The following is a 14,274-nucleotide window of genomic DNA, read 5'->3' on the forward strand; positions in this document are numbered from 1 at the left end:
TGCATACCTCAGGTTTGTCCTGTCATGTCAGGTAACGGGCGGGCGGCAGGGGTGGCGAAGATCGCGGCCAGCAGCCAGGCGGCAAGCGCCCCCGGCGCTACCGTGGCCCCGATGGCCTGCAGCACGGGTACCGACGAGAATGCCAGTACACCGAAGGCACAGACGGTGGTGGTCGTTGCCAGGGTCAATGACGCAAGGGTGCGCGCGTCCAGTCCGTTGCTTTGGCCGGGTGGTGGCTGGAAGAACAGGGCGTAGTTCGAGCCGATCGCGGCGACCAGCAGCAGGCCAACCAGGTGCAGCAGGGTCAGTTGCCCGCCAAACAGTGCGTGCCCCGCCACCACCAGCAGGACCGCGAGCGTGATCGGCAGCAGCGTGCGCAGCGTGCGCCGGGGGCTTGCCTGGACGATCAGGAGCAGCAGGACGATCGCTGCGGCGCCCGCGAGGGACACGACCAGTGTGGTATTGAGGTAGCGAGCGTAAAGCCGATTTGACTCCGTGAGCAGGTCGATGAGCACGGCGGATTCGACCGGGGTGATCGCCTCTCGCAGTACCGCCATTTCCTGCGGGGTGGTGTCGTCGGTGTGCAGGGTGATGACCGCCAGGGCTTGACCCGCCGCGGCATCGGATGGCAAATGCCCGGCGACCGCGAGCCAGAGGGGCGTGCCTTCGAGATCCGCCAGTTCCATCGCCGCGGCCTTTTTCTGGCGTGCCACGTCATCGACGAAGCCCTGTAGCCGATCGGGCGATACCGGCAGATCTACCAGTGCCTGCTCAAGGCGTTGCTCCAGTTCCTTGCCAGCCGGCAGGGCCGTTTGGCGCGCGCGCTGCGTTGCCAGCGAGGGCAGCGTCTCGGTAGGCGAGCGATAACCGGCGAGCAGGCCATCCTCGACCTGCTGATCCAGTATCGAGGTGACGTGTTCGGCCGCGCGTAGTGCGGTCTCCCTGTCCTCGCCCTTTACCACGATCAGATGGCGTGGGCTCGGGGAGCCGAGCTCCTCGCGCAGGCGGGTGTCGGTGGCCTCGAGTGCGGGGTCGATCGGGGCGAGTCCGGAAAGACTGTCTCGCCAGAGGCCATCCTGCTGGAACACGAGCACGACCACGGCCAATCCGCCGAGCAACATAGCAACCGGGCGCAGTCGCCGCATTTCGGCGACCGGACGCTCGAGCCGTCGGCCCAGCCCGGCAATGTCCCCGCGCGGCAGTCGGGGCCCCAGGATAGGCAGCACGTAGCGCGTGACCAACGCCGCGGTCAGCAGGCCGGTCATCGCGTAGAGACCGATCTGCATCAACCCCGGAAAGCCAGAGAAGAGCAGGGCGGCGAAACCGATCAACGAGGTGACCAGCCCCAGGCGCACGGTGGGCCAGTAGTCCCGGAGCCAGGCACTTTGTCCCGCGCCCTGCCCGTCGCTGTCCATGCCCACCTGCCGTGACTGGACGAAGTAGTAGATGCTGTAGTCGATCGCCTCGCCCATCAGGGCGGTACCAAAACCGATCGTGATGCCGTGGACCTCGTCGAAGCCCAATCCGACCATCGCAATGCCGACCGCCACCCCGCTGCCGACCGGCAGCAACCCGGCCAGCAACACAGGCAGCGAGCGATAGGCGAGCAGCAGCACCAGGGTCACCAGGATCACGCTGATAATCGAGAACAAGGTGACCTCGGCCTTGATGCGGTCGCGTGCCTCGATGGCAAACATCGGTGAACCGGCGATCGCAAGATGCAGGGACGGGTCAATGTCGTCGCGGATGGTGTCGAAGGTGTTTTTGATGCGTTGGGAGGCACGGGCGAGCCCGTCGGTGTCGGAGCCAGACGCACTGGCCTGCGCGACGAGCAGCATGGTCGACTGATCGGCAGACGACCAGACGACACAGCACCGAGCCGGGCCGCTGCTTGGATCGTGTCGGTCGAGTAGCGCCAGCATTTCACCCGTGGGATCGCGCGGGAAGAGCTCGCGGGTGACGTCGCCCAGCGGCGAGTTGAGCTCACGGATCGACTTGCCAATAGCGCTGTTCAGCCCCTCCACGGAGAATCGCTCGGCATCGACGGCCGGGCTCAGGAGATAGCGATGCTCGAACAGGAACTGGCGGGCCTGCTCGTGGTGGGCCCGATCGCCGTTCTGTATGGCGGCGAAGGCGGGGTCATCGACCAGGCTGGCATGCAGTTGCCGGCTGGCCTCGGCCCGCTGCTCATCGGTCCCGCCCTCGATCCCGACGAGGAAGGTGCGCGAGACCGCGCCTTGCTGGAGCTGATCCACCAGCAGTTGCTGCTCCGAGCTGGGCGAGGCGGGCAGGAAGGCGGACATGTCCGCCGTGAAGCGGGTCTGGGTGATCGAGTAGATGGCGAGCAACACGACCGTCAGCCACAGACCGAGGGTCAGTGAATGCTTGAGACGCAAGCTCATGGTGACGCTGGCTCGTGATCCGGCTCATCTTCCCGATGCTGGTCGAGCCGCATCACGCTGCGATCGCCGTTGGCGAATTCCAGTGTCAAACGCTCGACGATGGCGAGACCTGCGTCGATCTGTCCGATCACCTCGATACGGCGAATACGGTCGGCCAGCTCGCCGCGTAGCGGTAACAGGTGCAGTCGCCAGCCATCGTCCGGGCGTTCGTTCAGCACCAGCTCGTAGTCCTCGCTCAGCACGTCGATCCGACCATTGAGGATGCCGCGTAGGCTGTCGGCCAGTGCCGCGCCCTCGGGCGAGTCCTCGAGCTGCACGACCCGACGGCGACCGTCGGCCTCGAACGTCAGCTGCTCGCCGTCGAGCGTGAGGATGCGCGCCTCGGGTTCACGTTGCTCCTGAACGAGACGATCGGGGGGCTCGAAGGAGAGACGGCCGCTGGATTCCAGCGGCTCGTCGAGGATGCCGAGATAGCGCGTCTGCTCGTATGCCGTGCTGTCGGCGCCACGCTCGGCCAGCGCGGCGGCGAGCTCCTCGATGTCAATGGCGTAGGTCGGGAGGGGCAGGATCAACGGGAGCAGGACGGCGAAATGTCGGAAGATCGACCGGGTCATGATCGCTCCTTGGGTGAGGCCAGGGTGGACGGGGGGCGTCTGAGTCACTCGTGGGCGACTCTTCTTCCTGCGAGTCGGTTTCTCGTGACGGGATATCCCGGGCGTCGGCCCAAAAATCAAAGAAATTGAACCAGTTGTCGGGGTGCTCGCGCACAAGCGCCTCAAGGCGCTCGACGTAGCGATCCATGGCGGCTTCGACGGCCTTCGAGCGTTCACGCCGCGACACATGGCGAAAATCAGCCAGCGGCTCGAAGTGAATGAGGTAGCGGTTGCCGCCCAGGTAGATGCCGGCCATGAACAACAGTCGCTGGCGGAGTATCGCGGCCATGCGAAAGGGGCCGGCGGCAAAACGCGCCGGGTGGCCGAAAAACGGCCGCGTGCCCATCGGATCCCCATCGAGGCTGCGATCGGCAAGCATGCCAATCAGTTCTCCTTGGTCAAGACGGGCGCCCGCCTCGAGCATCGAGTCGATCCGCCCGAGAGGGATGATGTCTCGCGCCCGCTCCGGGTTTATGGCGGCCAGCACGCGCTGGATCTTCCGGGCGTTCTCCGGGTACATCATCATGCTGATGGGCAAATCGCGCTCGACACGACCCATGGCGCGCAGGACGTCGAAGCTGCCGAAATGCGCCCCGACGAGGATCGCCGACTCCGGTGGCTCGAAACACTCACCGCCCTCCACCTCGATCTCGAACGCATCGAAGCGTCCGCTGAGGAAGAACACCCGGTCGTGGATCGTGCTGGCAAACGCATGGAAGTGCCGGTAGATATCGGGCAGACGCGGCGGTCGGCCGTGAACCTGGCGCAGAAAATCCCGGCTGGCGCGCCGGGCGGCCGGGACGAACAGCAGGAAGTAGAGGCTGATGGGGGCGAGCAGCAGTCGGGTCGTACGCCGGCCGGTCCAACGCGAGAGGAACACCATCAACCGGATCAGCGCCGGGTGGCCCCGTTCCCGGCGTGCATGCCACTGGTTGGATTCGGCCCCCGGCCCGTTCACGGACTCTCCTCCACGCCACCGTGACCGGGTGGGTCGAGGAGCACGTCCAGCACGACATAGGCCTCACCGTCGCTGGGCATTGCCAGGATCTGCAAACGCGTGCGGTTTCGGCGGGCCGTTCGCTGTTCGAGTTGGAGCGGCACGTCCGGGCGGGCAGGGGCGAGAAAGCGCGCGTGGCGCACGGAGCAATCGGCGACGCTATGTTGATTGGCGTTGGCCCATGCCGACACGGCCCAGTCGAGGAGCATGCTGCCGGGAAGGAGGGGGGTTCCCGGGAAATGCCCGGCGAACACAGGTGACTGCGACGACGGCGTCCATTCGGCCAGGAATTGGCTAGGATGGTTCATCAGCTCGCATCCCGTCGTTGGTGGTCGGAATCGTTGCTGTCCGTCAACAGGGAATCGAGGGCATCGCGCGTGATTTTTCCGGTGGCATTGACCGGCATCTGCTCGACGAGCAAGAGGGGACGGGGCAGGAAGAAGGGGTCGAGTCGTTCCCGCAGGGCGCGGCGAATCGAGTCGGCGGTCAGTCCCGGTCCACGCACCACCGCAGCCAAACGCTTGGGTTGCCGACCATCGGAGCCGGTCGAGCGAGGACGAAAGAACACGCCGTCCTCCACGCCATCGATCGCCTGCAGGGTGGCGTTCAGATATTCGATCGAACTGCGTTTCCCGGCAATGTTGACCTGATTGGCAAGGCGGCCGATCAGTCGGAAGCGGCCCTCGTCCATCACTTGGATGCAATCTGCCAAGGAAACCGGGTGTTCGACATGTCCACCCGAGGCGATCACCTCGCCACTGGCCGTTTCCTCGAGGCGAACACCGTCCATCAGTTGCCAGTCGGCGCCTTCGGTTGGTTGGCGCACGGCAATCTGGCCCGTCTCGGTCGAACCGTAGATCTCCTGGAGTACCCCGCCCAAGGCCTGTTCGGCCTGGGTGGCAAGCCCGGGATCGAGTGGTGCCGTGGCACAGAGGATGTACTCGCAGGGTGGCAGGGCACATTCCGAGGCAAGTAGGTGATGCAGGTGGTAGGGCGTGGTCACCAGCATGCGCGGCGATGGCAATCGGGCCAGCGAGGCGGCGATATCACCGGGGAAAAAGGGTTGATCGACCGAAAGGGTGGCGCCGCCACAGAGCGCGGCGAGGATCAGCGACTCGAAGCCGTACATGTGCTGGGAGGGCACCGTCCCAAGGAGGTGGATGCCGTCGAGTTGGCCGCGGTTCGCCTTGATCGTGTCACGATTTCGGGTGGTGAGGGCACTGGCCGCAACCTGGGTGTTCGCGACCAGTCGACCCCAGTGCTTGTCATGCCCCTTGGGCTTGCCGGTGGTGCCCGAGGTGAATACCCGTGCGACCAGTTGGTCGGCGGCGATACGCGGAACCTGGGCAACACCCTCGGATGGCGGTTTTGCCGTGCGCAAGGGCGGGATGGTCAGGTGTGGGCCACAGGCGGCCAGGGCCGGTTCGAGCGACTGGTCACTGTCGTGGAGGATCACGGTATCCGGGTGGTCGGCAAGTAGGTCCTCGATCGCGCCACGACTGCGGGTCGAGGGCATGAGGCTCACCTGTGCGCCGAGGATGCCGGCGACGAGACCTACCAGGAACTGGTCGCGGCGGCCCGCAAGGTTGATCAGATGCGTGACCGGGCCGGGCAGGGCGCCGAGTGCTTGCTGTAGTTCTCGTGCGCTGGCCAACACGTCGGCAACCGTCCATTGGTTGTCGCCGTCCAGCAGTAACACCCGGTGGAGGTTGCCATCCGGGGCCAGCGGGATGGAGTCGGACGTGGCGTCGATCATGGCTGACTCCGTCGTTCGGCGCTTTCACGAACGTGGCGGCGGTAGGCGATCACCGCACTCCAGGGGCTGGAAAGATCCTCGCGCGGCAGTACCCCAAGTCGCACCAGGTACTCCAGCACGAACATCAGGGCGACCAGCGGGAAGGTGGCGTAGACGGCGTAGTCGGCCCAGATGGCGGGCCCGGCAAGGGCCATCAACGCAACCGAGAAGGCGCCATTGATGACAAAGAACAGCCCCCATGCCCACGTGACCTGCCGGGTGTAGCGATTCAGTGCCGGCGTCATGGCGTCGTGGACCTGTTCGGCGAAACGCGTGCAGGCGGGGACCCGGCCCGGTTTCAGGCTGGCCAGGAAAAAGGCGGCCAGGGCAATATGCACCGCCAGATGTTGCAGCAGGTAAAGCAGTGAAACACGGTCGTGCAGGACGGTCGCGGTACCCAGCACCAGCAGCGATAGCCCGACGAGCCCAATCAGGCCGCCGATTCGGTTCAAGCGAGGGAGAATGAGGATCAGCGCGACGATGCCCAGCGGGCCGACGGCCAATGCCGCCTGGGCGAGCGAGACCTGATCCTGCCCGGCGAAGAGATGGGCGAACACGACGTTGAGCGCCACCATGGCGCCGATCAGCCAGCCACGGAGTCGGGTGGCGGCCGAGTCGCCGCTTACTTGGTCCGGTTCTCGGCGATGAAGCGGCATAGGTCACGCAGCGAGGCGAATATCTGCTCGTTTCGGTCGTCGTCGGAGCGCAGGTTCAATCCGTAGCGCCGCGAGACGACCAGGGCGATTTCCAGCACGTCGATGGAATCGAGACCCAGCCCGTCGCCGAACAATGGTTCGTCGGGATCGATTTCCTCGGGCGTCTCGTCGAGGTTCAGGGCCTCCACCAGTTCGGCGGCAACCTCGGGAATCAGGGCATCGATGGTGTTGTCGTGGCTTTCGGTCATCGTTTGAGTCGGTCTGTCGGTGATAAAAAGGGGCGCGGCACGTCAGCCGTCGGGGTGCGTAAAGGCCAGCACGGCATTGGTGCCGCCGAATGCGAACGAGTTCGACAGCGCCGCCCGGATGTCAGGGACCTCACGCGCCGTGCCGCGTACGTGATCGACCCCCTCGCAGGTGGAATCGAGCCGATCCAGATGCGCGGTGGGCGGGAGTTTACCCTGTTGCAGCGCCAGGACGGTCAGTGCCGCCTCGATTGCACCGGTTGCGCCCATCGCGTGGCCATGGACGGCCTTGGTCGCGCTGACCGGCAACCGTTCGGCGCAACGATCACCAAAGGCCTCGCGGATGGCGCGTACCTCGATGGCATCGCCCTCCGTGGTGGCGGTGCCGTGCGCGTTGATGTAGCCAACCGCATCGGGGGCAAGCTCGGCATCGGCCAGTGCCGCCCGGATGGCCCGGACCTGACCGCGGTGGTCCGGGCGGACGACGTGGTTGGCGTCGTTCGAGGCACCGTAGCCGGCCAGCTCGGCCAGGATCGGTGCCCCCCGACGCTGGGCGTGTTCCAGTGATTCGAGTACCAGGCAGGCCGCGCCTTCGGCCAGCACCAGTCCGCGGCGATCCGGGTGAAATGGCAGGCAGGCCCGGTGGGCACTGCTCTCGTCGCCCGGTGCGAGCATGTGCATTGCATCCCAGGCCCGCAGTACCCCGACGCCGAGTGGCAGATCAGAGCCACCGGCGACCATCAGGTCCATTTCGCGGTCACGGATGCGCTCGTAGGCCTCGCCGATGGCGATGGCGGCCGAGGCACAGGCGACGCTGTGGGTCACGGACCGTCCGCCCAGGCCGTAGCGGATGCCGATCTGCGAGGCGGCTGCATTGTTCATGCCCATGACCACGGACATCGGCGAGAGTCGCTTGCGTCCCTCCTTCCAGAAGGCGCGATAGCCACTCTCGAAGGTGTTGATGCCCCCGAGCGCGGTTCCCCAGTGGACCCCGGCGCGCGGATCGGGTTCCTTGGTCGGTCGCGCCAATCGCGTCTGCTGCCAGGCCTCCTCGGTGGCTAGCAGTGCCAGGCGTGCGAAGGGATCGGTGCTGCGGCAGGTGGCCTTGCCGAGCCGCGCCTCGAAGTCGATCGGGTCGAAATGGACGGCCGGCGTAGAGCCGCCGATCGCCTCGTCGCCGTAGGGAAACAGGCGAACGCTGGACTGTCCGGCCACGGCGCGTTCGAATACTGCATTCGTGTCACCGCCGAGCGGATCGAGAATCGAAAGGCCGGTAACGACGACCCGTGCCTGACGGCGGGATTCAGCCATTGGTGGGCAAATGGGGCTGGAGGATGTCGATCAGGTCCTGAACCGTCTCCGGCGTGCCGACGTCGCTTCCCAGTTCGATTTCCATTTGTTCCTCGAGCGTAAAGATCAATTCGAGCAGGGTGAACGAATCGACGCCGAGCTCATCGAGCCGGCTCGACGGGGTCACGGTGGCGGGGTCGATATCCGTGTTCTCGGCAATGCCGGTGCGGATGAGTTCCAGTGCCTGCATGCGTTCCTTCCTGTAAGCGTCTTTCACCGATGTCCAGCGTGCTTCGACCCAATCCCTGGATCGAGAATCCACCGACGGTGGCGGCGTGGGCTAGCTCAAAAACAAAAAAGACACCCGGAGGTGTCTCATTCGTCCGATCTGGTGGCGGAGGGTCAGGGATTCGAACCCTGGAAGGGCTATTAACCCTTGCCGGTTTTCAAGACCGGTGCATTCAACCGCTCTGCCAACCCTCCGAAGCCCGCGCATCTTCCGCGATCGAGCCGGTTGGTGTCAAGCCGGGCATCTGTTGTTGTGGATATACAACACGCCGTGTGGTGCTAAAGCAAAAAGGCCGCGTGGCGTGGGAACCGGATTGCTGTGTTCCAAGTCACAGCGCAGCAACTCGATACGGTTTTGCCGGTCGGGTGCTGTGCTATTGTTTTTCTCAGTCTCGTGTTGACTGAAGTATCCCAATTCAAGGAGATCGAATTATGCGTTGGTCCTATCTTGCTTCTGTCGGTGCACTGGCCGTGGTCCTCTCGGCGTGTAGCTCCACGCCGGATTCGGGGGCGGGTGCCGGGGACGGCGCCGATTCCGCCGATGGCGCGCAAAGCACCGGCATGTATGGCGATGGCGGTATGAGCGAATCCCAGATGTACGAAGGTCAGCCGGCCGAGCGTGAGCGCGTCGTCTATTTCGGCTTCGACGAGTACTCGGTTGCCGGCCAGTATCAGGGCATGCTGCAAGCCAATGCCGATTTCCTGAAGGAAAACGGCAATCGCGAAGTGGTAATCGAAGGTCACACCGATGAGCGTGGCAGCCGCGAGTACAACATCGCGCTGGGTGAAAAGCGTGCCAATGCCGTTCGTGACGTGCTGCTCTCCTACGGCGTTTCCTCGAGCCAGATCGATACCGTCAGCTACGGTGAAGAGAGCCCGGCCGTGGACGGCAGTGGCGAATCCGCCTGGTCGAAGAACCGCCGTGCGGTGATCGAATACGGTCAGTAAGCCGTTTGACTTGACCGGTCGGGACGAGCCCGACCGGAAACACGAAAGCCAGGCATGCGCCTGGCTTTTTTTGTAGGAGGGTGTGCTTCAGCCTTGCAGCGGTGTGCCGTGGTGACGATCGCGGACGCTTGGGTAGGGGCGTGCCGGAGGTGGGACTAGCACGGTGTTGAAGTGCTCGGCCCGAGGGTTGGTTTGCGGGAAATCCTTGCTGAAATGCAGTCCACGGCTTTCGTGGCGCGTTAGTGCTGAGCGGACGATCAGGTCGGCGACTTCCACCAGGTTGCGCAGTTCGATCAGATTGTTGCTGACACGGAAATGCGCGTAGTAGTCGTGTATCTCGCGGCGCAGGAGGTTGATGCGGTCCCGGGCGCGGTACAGGCGTTTGGTGGTGCGCACGATCCCGACATAGCTCCACATGCTGCGCCGCAGTTCGTCCCAGTTGTGGGTGACCACCACGGCCTCGTCCGGATCGGTGACCTGGCTTTCGTCCCAGGCGGGGATGGTCGGGTGCTCGCGAACGGCCGCTTCCGGGGCTTCGGCGATGCGTTCAGCGGCAGCTTGGGCGAAGACGAGGCATTCAAGCAGCGAGTTGCTGGCCAGTCGATTGGCCCCGTGCAGGCCGGTATGGGCGGTTTCGCCGATGGCGTAGAGGTTCTCGATGTCGGTGCGCCCGTGTTTGTCGACCATCACCCCGCCACAGGTGTAGTGGGCGGCCGGGACGACTGGCAGCGGCTCGCGGGTCATGTCGTAGCCGAACTCTAGGCAGCGGGCGTGGATCATCGGGAAGTGGGTCTCGATGAACTCGCGTCCCTTGAAGCTGATGTCCAGGTAAACGCAATCGATGCCCAGCCGCTTGATCTCGGCATCGATGGCCCGAGCGACGATGTCACGCGGCGCCAGTTCGGCGTCGGGGTGGTGCTCGGGCATGAATCGAGTGCCGTCCGGTCGCAACAGCACGCCGCCTTCACCGCGCACCGCCTCGCTGATCAGGAAGGATTTGGCGCGCGGCTCGTACAGGCAGGTGGGGTGGAACTGGATGAATTCCATGTTCGAGACCCGGCAGCCGGCACGCCACCCCATCGCGATGCCGTCGCCGGTGGCGCCGTCGGGATTGGTGGTGAACAGGTACGCCTTGGCGGCACCGCCCGTGGCGAGGGCCGTATGCCGAGCCCGCACTGTGATCACCCGATCATTTTTGATGTCGAGTACGTAGGCGCCCAGGCAGGCGTCTCGTGTCTCGCCCAGCCGACGAGCGGTGATCAGGTCGACGGCGTTGTGGTGCTCGAGTACGGTGACATTCTTGCGTGCGCGGACGGCGCTGACCAGCGTTTCCATCAGGGAGCGGCCGGTGTGATCAGCGGCATGGGCGACGCGGCGCTGGCTGTGGCCGCCCTCGCGTGTCAGGTGGAGGCGTTCTGAGTCATCGTGATCGTGACTGAAGGGCATATCCAGTGACTTGAGCCACTCGATCTGTTCCGGGCCGGCACGTACCACCCGTTCGACCACCTCGCGCTCGGGCAGGCCTGCGCCGGCCTTTATGGTGTCCTCGATGTGTTGATCGATGTCCTGGGGGCCACCAAGGGCCGCGGCGATTCCGCCCTGTGCCCAGGGTGTGCTTCCCCCGACCAATTCAGCCTTGCTGAGCACCAGCACCCGCAGGTTCTCAGGGAGCCGCAGGGCCATGGCCAGGCCGGCCGCTCCCGAACCAATGATCAGGATGTCGCTCTGAAGGGTGCTGCTGTCGTTCTGATCGCTCATGAAGGCTTACGAGTCCTCTTTCCGTGGGCCACGCGGATACGGCCTGCGGTATATGTCTCAAGCGTGGTTTTTCGGTACAATACCGCCCGGCGAGTATACGTGCTTAGGCGCCTCGGGCGGGGGCGGGCATTGCCTGATCAGACGCGGGGTCTTGAAGGCGACCGAGGTTGGCTGACAAACCAACCCAACCGTGTCGCCCGAAATGCCGCAACTTCACCTCTCTTAAATTAACGATTTGTACGCAAGGTAGGACCGGATACGAAAATGAGCGCCGAGGAGAACGACAAGGCCCTAGTGGCCCGCGCCCGCAAGGGCGACCGGCGAGCCTTCGATCTCCTGGTCCTGAAATATCAACATCGCGTGCAGCGTCTGATCGCGCGTTACATTCGCGATCCCGAACAAGTATTTGATCTGTCTCAGGAAACCTTCATAAAGGCCTATCGGGCACTGGAGCGTTTTCGGGGGGACAGCGCGTTCTACACTTGGATCTATCGCATTGCCGTCAACACCGCCAAGAACCAGCTTGCCTCGGATGCGAGGGGCGGTTACATGGTTTCGTTGAACTCCGGCGGATCGGACGAGTCAGACGAACCAATGATGGAGCCCGAAGCGTTGCGTGATGGCGGAACGCCGGACGCGCTCGCAGCGACCGAGGAACTCAAGGGGGCCATTGATCGGGCTATCTCCGAACTGCCCGAGGACCTACGCACGGCCTTGACGCTGCGAGAGATGGAAGGGCTCAGTTACGACGAGATCGCGGCGGTCATGGACTGCCCGATCGGGACGGTACGGTCGAGGATTTTCCGCGCCCGTGAAGCCACTGAACAGTCGATTGAGCCGTTCAAAGGCGGTTAATTTAGGTGGCAACTGTGATGAAACAACGGCAAGCAAACGATCCAACAACCCTTCGGGACACCGTTTCCGACTGGTGGGACGATGAATGGCAGGCGGGCGAGCGAGAAATCGACGCGCTGTTGGCCGATGTCGACGGCGTTCGCTCGCATACCCGCGACTACGATCTGATCGGTAGCCGGTTGCGCGGCGAGCCGCTGGTCACGCGTGATCTGCTTGATTCGATCAACGCCCGGCTCGACGAGATTCCGGATGCCGAACGTCCTGGCGGCGGCAAGGTTGTCTCGTTGTCCACCGCTCGCAACTGGCAGTCTCGCCGAGTCTGGCAGGGGGCCATGGCAGCCTCGCTGTTCGCCGCGGTGACAGCCGTTGGCTTGACCCTGTCAACCGGGGAGCGCTCGGCAGTTGACGTAGAGACACCCATGCAGGCCGAGGGCGAGACGGATAACGATCGTGCCGTCATGGCGTCACTCAACGCGCAACAATTGCCTGAGGATGCCTCGCCGGCAGCGCTTGCGGCCAAGGCTCAGCAAAGTGGTGTTGTTCAAGTTTCCACGGCGCCGAGTAACGGCTCCAAGCTTCCCGATTGGGCGACGGGGCGTAGCGGGGCCGGTCCGGACCCCTACGTGGTGACCCATTACCGTATGGCGTCGCCCGAATTCGGCACCACCGGCCCCGAGGCGCGGGCCACGACCTTTGACCGGAAGTAAGCGAGGCGTGATGCAAGCATTGCGGTTGCCTTTTCGCAAGCCATTCTCGTTGGCCACTCTCGCTTTGGCGGGGGTGGCCTTCTGCTGTGCGCCCGTCAGGGCGGAACCACTGCTCAAGGCCCTTCCCGCCGAGCAGGAAGGGGTCAGCAGCCTGGAAACCCCGGCGGAGGGCGCCGGCCAAACCGACACGGAAACCCTGCGTGACCGTGTGCGATCGATGGTTGAGGCCATGGCCAGCCGCACCTACGGGGGGCGGTTCATTCACGTCCGTGGCGACCAGATCGACCTGATGCGAGTGGTGCACCGCCAGATTGATGGCAAGCGTGTCGAACTGCTGGTTGCCGAGAACGGTGAAGTCCGGGAGATCCGCCGACTGGGCGAACGATGCGCCTGTTTGTGGCCGGAGCGCCGTCAGGTGATGTTGGGTGACTATCCCAACATCAACAGCCGACTTTCCGGCGAGCGTTTCGAATCCATCGATGAACTCGAGGACGATTACCGCTTGATCGATCTGGGTGGCAGTCGCGTGGCCGGAATGACCTGCAACATGATGGCCGTCGTGCCGCGCGATGATTATCGATACGGCTACAAGCTCTGCATTGGCGACCAGGAGCCATTGCTGCTCCGCATGAGCATCTACGATGAGCGCGGTCGTCCGATCGAGCATAACCAGTTCACGCAGGTCGAATCGTTGGACTCGGTGGAACTGACGTTCCAGGATCAACTGCTCGCGGGTCTCGAGGAAGATTTCGAGCAGATCGAGCTGGGTGGCGAGCCGGTAGAGCAGGCACCCATCCGCCAGAGTGGCTGGGTTGTTGATCCGTTGCCGACCGGCTACACAATAAGCTCGCGTAGTTGGCGGCGTAACCCGGTGACTGGCCAGTACTTCGAGCACATGGTGATCACCGATGGGTTGGCAACGGCTTCCGTTTTCGTGGAGAAACGCGATAGCGACGCCGCGCAACAGGTGACACGTACCGACCAGGGCATGACGATGGCCGCGCGCAGTGTCGACAACGTGCGCATTACCGCCATGGGCGACGTGCCCTCGGCAACTGTCGAATCCCTGGTCGAAAACACGGTGCGTGACGTGGCCTCGGCGGGTATGGAACACGTCGAGCCCGGCTCGGGTGAATAATGGATCAGGAACGGGCGGCGATTGACCAGCCTGTGCTCGAGGCGGCACGGGTTGTCGCCGTGGAGGCTGGTGGCGCCTGGCTCGAGTCGGAAGGCCAGAGCGGCTGCGCCAATTGCCGCGAAGGTCGTGGCTGTGGCGTCAGTGTGTTCCAACGGCTGTTTCGTTTGCCCCGTCATCGGCTCTATTTGCCGACAGAAGAAGCATTGTCGGTGGGCGACCACGTGGTGATCGCGCTATCGCAACGAGCGGTGCTGACGGCATCGTTGTGGCTCTATCTCGCTCCGCTTGTCGGCCTCCTCGTGGGCGCACTGGTGGCAGAGATGCTTTTTGCGCGGGAAGGGTTGACGGTTCTGGGCGCAATTACCGGATTGGCCGGCGCCTTGCTGTTCGTGCGTGGCCGCCAACAACGTCAGGCCCGCTCCGGGGCATTCTTCCCCGTGCTGCACGAAATCACGCTTCGGCAGGCGGATGAGTCACCGAAAAAAGGCGTCGTAACGGATTGATTTTCCTTGGCGCTTATTCGGAGTAAGCTTTCGCATTCG

At 64.1% G+C, this 14,274-nt stretch carries 15 protein-coding genes and 1 tRNA gene; 5 read left to right on the plus strand and 11 right to left on the minus strand.

Annotation, left to right across the window (positions count from 1 at the left end):
- Positions 1-8 precede the first annotated feature (8 nt).
- The 10 genes from D5687_RS04535 to D5687_RS04580 form a co-directional block, all read right to left on the minus strand.
- Entirely contained in the window at positions 9-2,402 is a 2,394-nt protein-coding gene (locus D5687_RS04535; protein WP_125198577.1) for an MMPL family transporter, read from the minus strand.
- On the minus strand, positions 2,399-3,016 hold the full coding sequence (locus D5687_RS04540; protein WP_125198578.1) for an outer membrane lipoprotein carrier protein LolA: 618 nt from the start codon (positions 3,014-3,016) through the stop codon (positions 2,399-2,401). The genes D5687_RS04535 and D5687_RS04540 overlap by 4 nt, the downstream gene beginning before the upstream one ends.
- Positions 2,943-4,013 (minus strand): acyl-CoA synthetase, encoded by a 1,071-nt coding sequence (locus D5687_RS04545; RefSeq protein WP_240031420.1) that lies wholly within the window; start codon positions 4,011-4,013, stop codon positions 2,943-2,945. Before D5687_RS04545 ends, D5687_RS04540 begins: the two co-directional genes overlap by 74 nt.
- Positions 4,010-4,360, minus strand: coding sequence for a hypothetical protein (locus D5687_RS04550; RefSeq protein ID WP_125198579.1), 351 nt, complete (start codon positions 4,358-4,360; stop codon positions 4,010-4,012). The genes D5687_RS04545 and D5687_RS04550 overlap by 4 nt, the downstream gene beginning before the upstream one ends.
- Entirely contained in the window at positions 4,360-5,808 is a 1,449-nt protein-coding gene (locus D5687_RS04555) for an AMP-binding protein (RefSeq protein WP_125198580.1), read from the minus strand. Before D5687_RS04555 ends, D5687_RS04550 begins: the two co-directional genes overlap by 1 nt.
- Entirely contained in the window at positions 5,805-6,503 is a 699-nt protein-coding gene (locus D5687_RS04560; protein WP_125198581.1) for a hypothetical protein, read from the minus strand. The genes D5687_RS04555 and D5687_RS04560 overlap by 4 nt, the downstream gene beginning before the upstream one ends.
- Positions 6,470-6,751, minus strand: coding sequence for a phosphopantetheine-binding protein (locus tag D5687_RS04565; protein ID WP_125198582.1), 282 nt, complete (start codon positions 6,749-6,751; stop codon positions 6,470-6,472). Before D5687_RS04565 ends, D5687_RS04560 begins: the two co-directional genes overlap by 34 nt.
- 42 nt (positions 6,752-6,793) lie before the next feature.
- The gene (locus D5687_RS04570; protein WP_125198583.1) at positions 6,794-8,059 is read right to left on the minus strand and encodes a beta-ketoacyl synthase; all 1,266 of its coding nucleotides are present in this window, start codon (positions 8,057-8,059) and stop codon (positions 6,794-6,796) included.
- Positions 8,052-8,288 (minus strand): acyl carrier protein, encoded by a 237-nt coding sequence (locus tag D5687_RS04575; protein ID WP_125198584.1) that lies wholly within the window; start codon positions 8,286-8,288, stop codon positions 8,052-8,054. The genes D5687_RS04570 and D5687_RS04575 overlap by 8 nt, the downstream gene beginning before the upstream one ends.
- Before the next feature lie 142 nt (positions 8,289-8,430).
- A tRNA-Ser gene (locus D5687_RS04580) sits at positions 8,431-8,521 on the minus strand.
- A gap of 237 nt (positions 8,522-8,758) precedes the next feature.
- Between D5687_RS04580 and pal the strand changes: the two genes are divergently transcribed.
- Entirely contained in the window at positions 8,759-9,274 is a 516-nt protein-coding gene (gene pal / locus D5687_RS04585; protein ID WP_125198585.1) for a peptidoglycan-associated lipoprotein Pal, read from the plus strand.
- Positions 9,275-9,361: 87 nt separating this feature from the next.
- Here the strand turns inward: pal and nadB are convergent, their stop codons facing one another.
- Complete coding sequence (gene nadB / locus D5687_RS04590) at positions 9,362-11,032, minus strand: L-aspartate oxidase (RefSeq protein WP_125198586.1); 1,671 nt, start codon at positions 11,030-11,032, stop codon at positions 9,362-9,364.
- A 264-nt stretch (positions 11,033-11,296) separates the two neighbouring features.
- Here nadB and rpoE point away from each other — a divergent pair, with 264 nt between their 5' ends.
- The 4 genes from rpoE to D5687_RS04610 are packed head-to-tail and all read left to right on the plus strand — an operon-like array spanning position 11,297 to position 14,235.
- On the plus strand, positions 11,297-11,887 hold the full coding sequence (gene rpoE / locus D5687_RS04595; protein ID WP_125198587.1) for an RNA polymerase sigma factor RpoE: 591 nt from the start codon (positions 11,297-11,299) through the stop codon (positions 11,885-11,887).
- Positions 11,888-11,904: 17 nt separating this feature from the next.
- Positions 11,905-12,594, plus strand: a complete 690-nt coding sequence (locus D5687_RS04600) for a hypothetical protein (protein ID WP_125198588.1) — start codon at positions 11,905-11,907, stop codon at positions 12,592-12,594.
- 10 nt (positions 12,595-12,604) lie between these two features.
- Positions 12,605-13,732, plus strand: coding sequence for a MucB/RseB C-terminal domain-containing protein (locus D5687_RS04605; RefSeq protein ID WP_125198589.1), 1,128 nt, complete (start codon positions 12,605-12,607; stop codon positions 13,730-13,732).
- Positions 13,732-14,235 carry a SoxR reducing system RseC family protein gene (locus D5687_RS04610; protein ID WP_125198590.1) on the plus strand — a complete coding sequence of 168 codons (504 nt, stop codon included), beginning with the start codon at positions 13,732-13,734 and terminating at the stop codon, positions 14,233-14,235. The genes D5687_RS04605 and D5687_RS04610 overlap by 1 nt, the downstream gene beginning before the upstream one ends.
- The last annotated feature ends 39 nt before the right edge of the window (positions 14,236-14,274 follow it).

It is taken from the genome of Guyparkeria sp. SCN-R1 (assembly GCF_003932495.1).
Taxonomy (GTDB): Bacteria; Pseudomonadota; Gammaproteobacteria; order Halothiobacillales; family Halothiobacillaceae; genus Guyparkeria.

Excerpts from the sequence above, each read along its gene's own strand:
- D5687_RS04535 (WP_125198577.1), bottom strand. The coding sequence starts at position 2,402 with ATGAGCTTGCGTCTCAAGCATTCACTGACCCTCGGTCTGTGGCTGACG.
- D5687_RS04540 (WP_125198578.1), bottom strand. The coding sequence starts at position 3,016 with ATGACCCGGTCGATCTTCCGACATTTCGCCGTCCTGCTCCCGTTGATC.
- D5687_RS04550 (WP_125198579.1), bottom strand. The coding sequence starts at position 4,360 with ATGAACCATCCTAGCCAATTCCTGGCCGAATGGACGCCGTCGTCGCAG.
- D5687_RS04555 (WP_125198580.1), bottom strand. The coding sequence starts at position 5,808 with ATGATCGACGCCACGTCCGACTCCATCCCGCTGGCCCCGGATGGCAAC.
- D5687_RS04560 (WP_125198581.1), bottom strand. The coding sequence starts at position 6,503 with ATGCCGCTTCATCGCCGAGAACCGGACCAAGTAAGCGGCGACTCGGCC.
- D5687_RS04565 (WP_125198582.1), bottom strand. The coding sequence starts at position 6,751 with ATGACCGAAAGCCACGACAACACCATCGATGCCCTGATTCCCGAGGTT.
- D5687_RS04570 (WP_125198583.1), bottom strand. The coding sequence starts at position 8,059 with ATGGCTGAATCCCGCCGTCAGGCACGGGTCGTCGTTACCGGCCTTTCG.
- D5687_RS04575 (WP_125198584.1), bottom strand. The coding sequence starts at position 8,288 with ATGCAGGCACTGGAACTCATCCGCACCGGCATTGCCGAGAACACGGAT.
- pal (WP_125198585.1), top strand. The coding sequence starts at position 8,759 with ATGCGTTGGTCCTATCTTGCTTCTGTCGGTGCACTGGCCGTGGTCCTC.
- nadB (WP_125198586.1), bottom strand. The coding sequence starts at position 11,032 with ATGAGCGATCAGAACGACAGCAGCACCCTTCAGAGCGACATCCTGATC.
- rpoE (WP_125198587.1), top strand. The coding sequence starts at position 11,297 with ATGAGCGCCGAGGAGAACGACAAGGCCCTAGTGGCCCGCGCCCGCAAG.
- D5687_RS04600 (WP_125198588.1), top strand. The coding sequence starts at position 11,905 with ATGAAACAACGGCAAGCAAACGATCCAACAACCCTTCGGGACACCGTT.
- D5687_RS04605 (WP_125198589.1), top strand. The coding sequence starts at position 12,605 with ATGCAAGCATTGCGGTTGCCTTTTCGCAAGCCATTCTCGTTGGCCACT.
- D5687_RS04610 (WP_125198590.1), top strand. The coding sequence starts at position 13,732 with ATGGATCAGGAACGGGCGGCGATTGACCAGCCTGTGCTCGAGGCGGCA.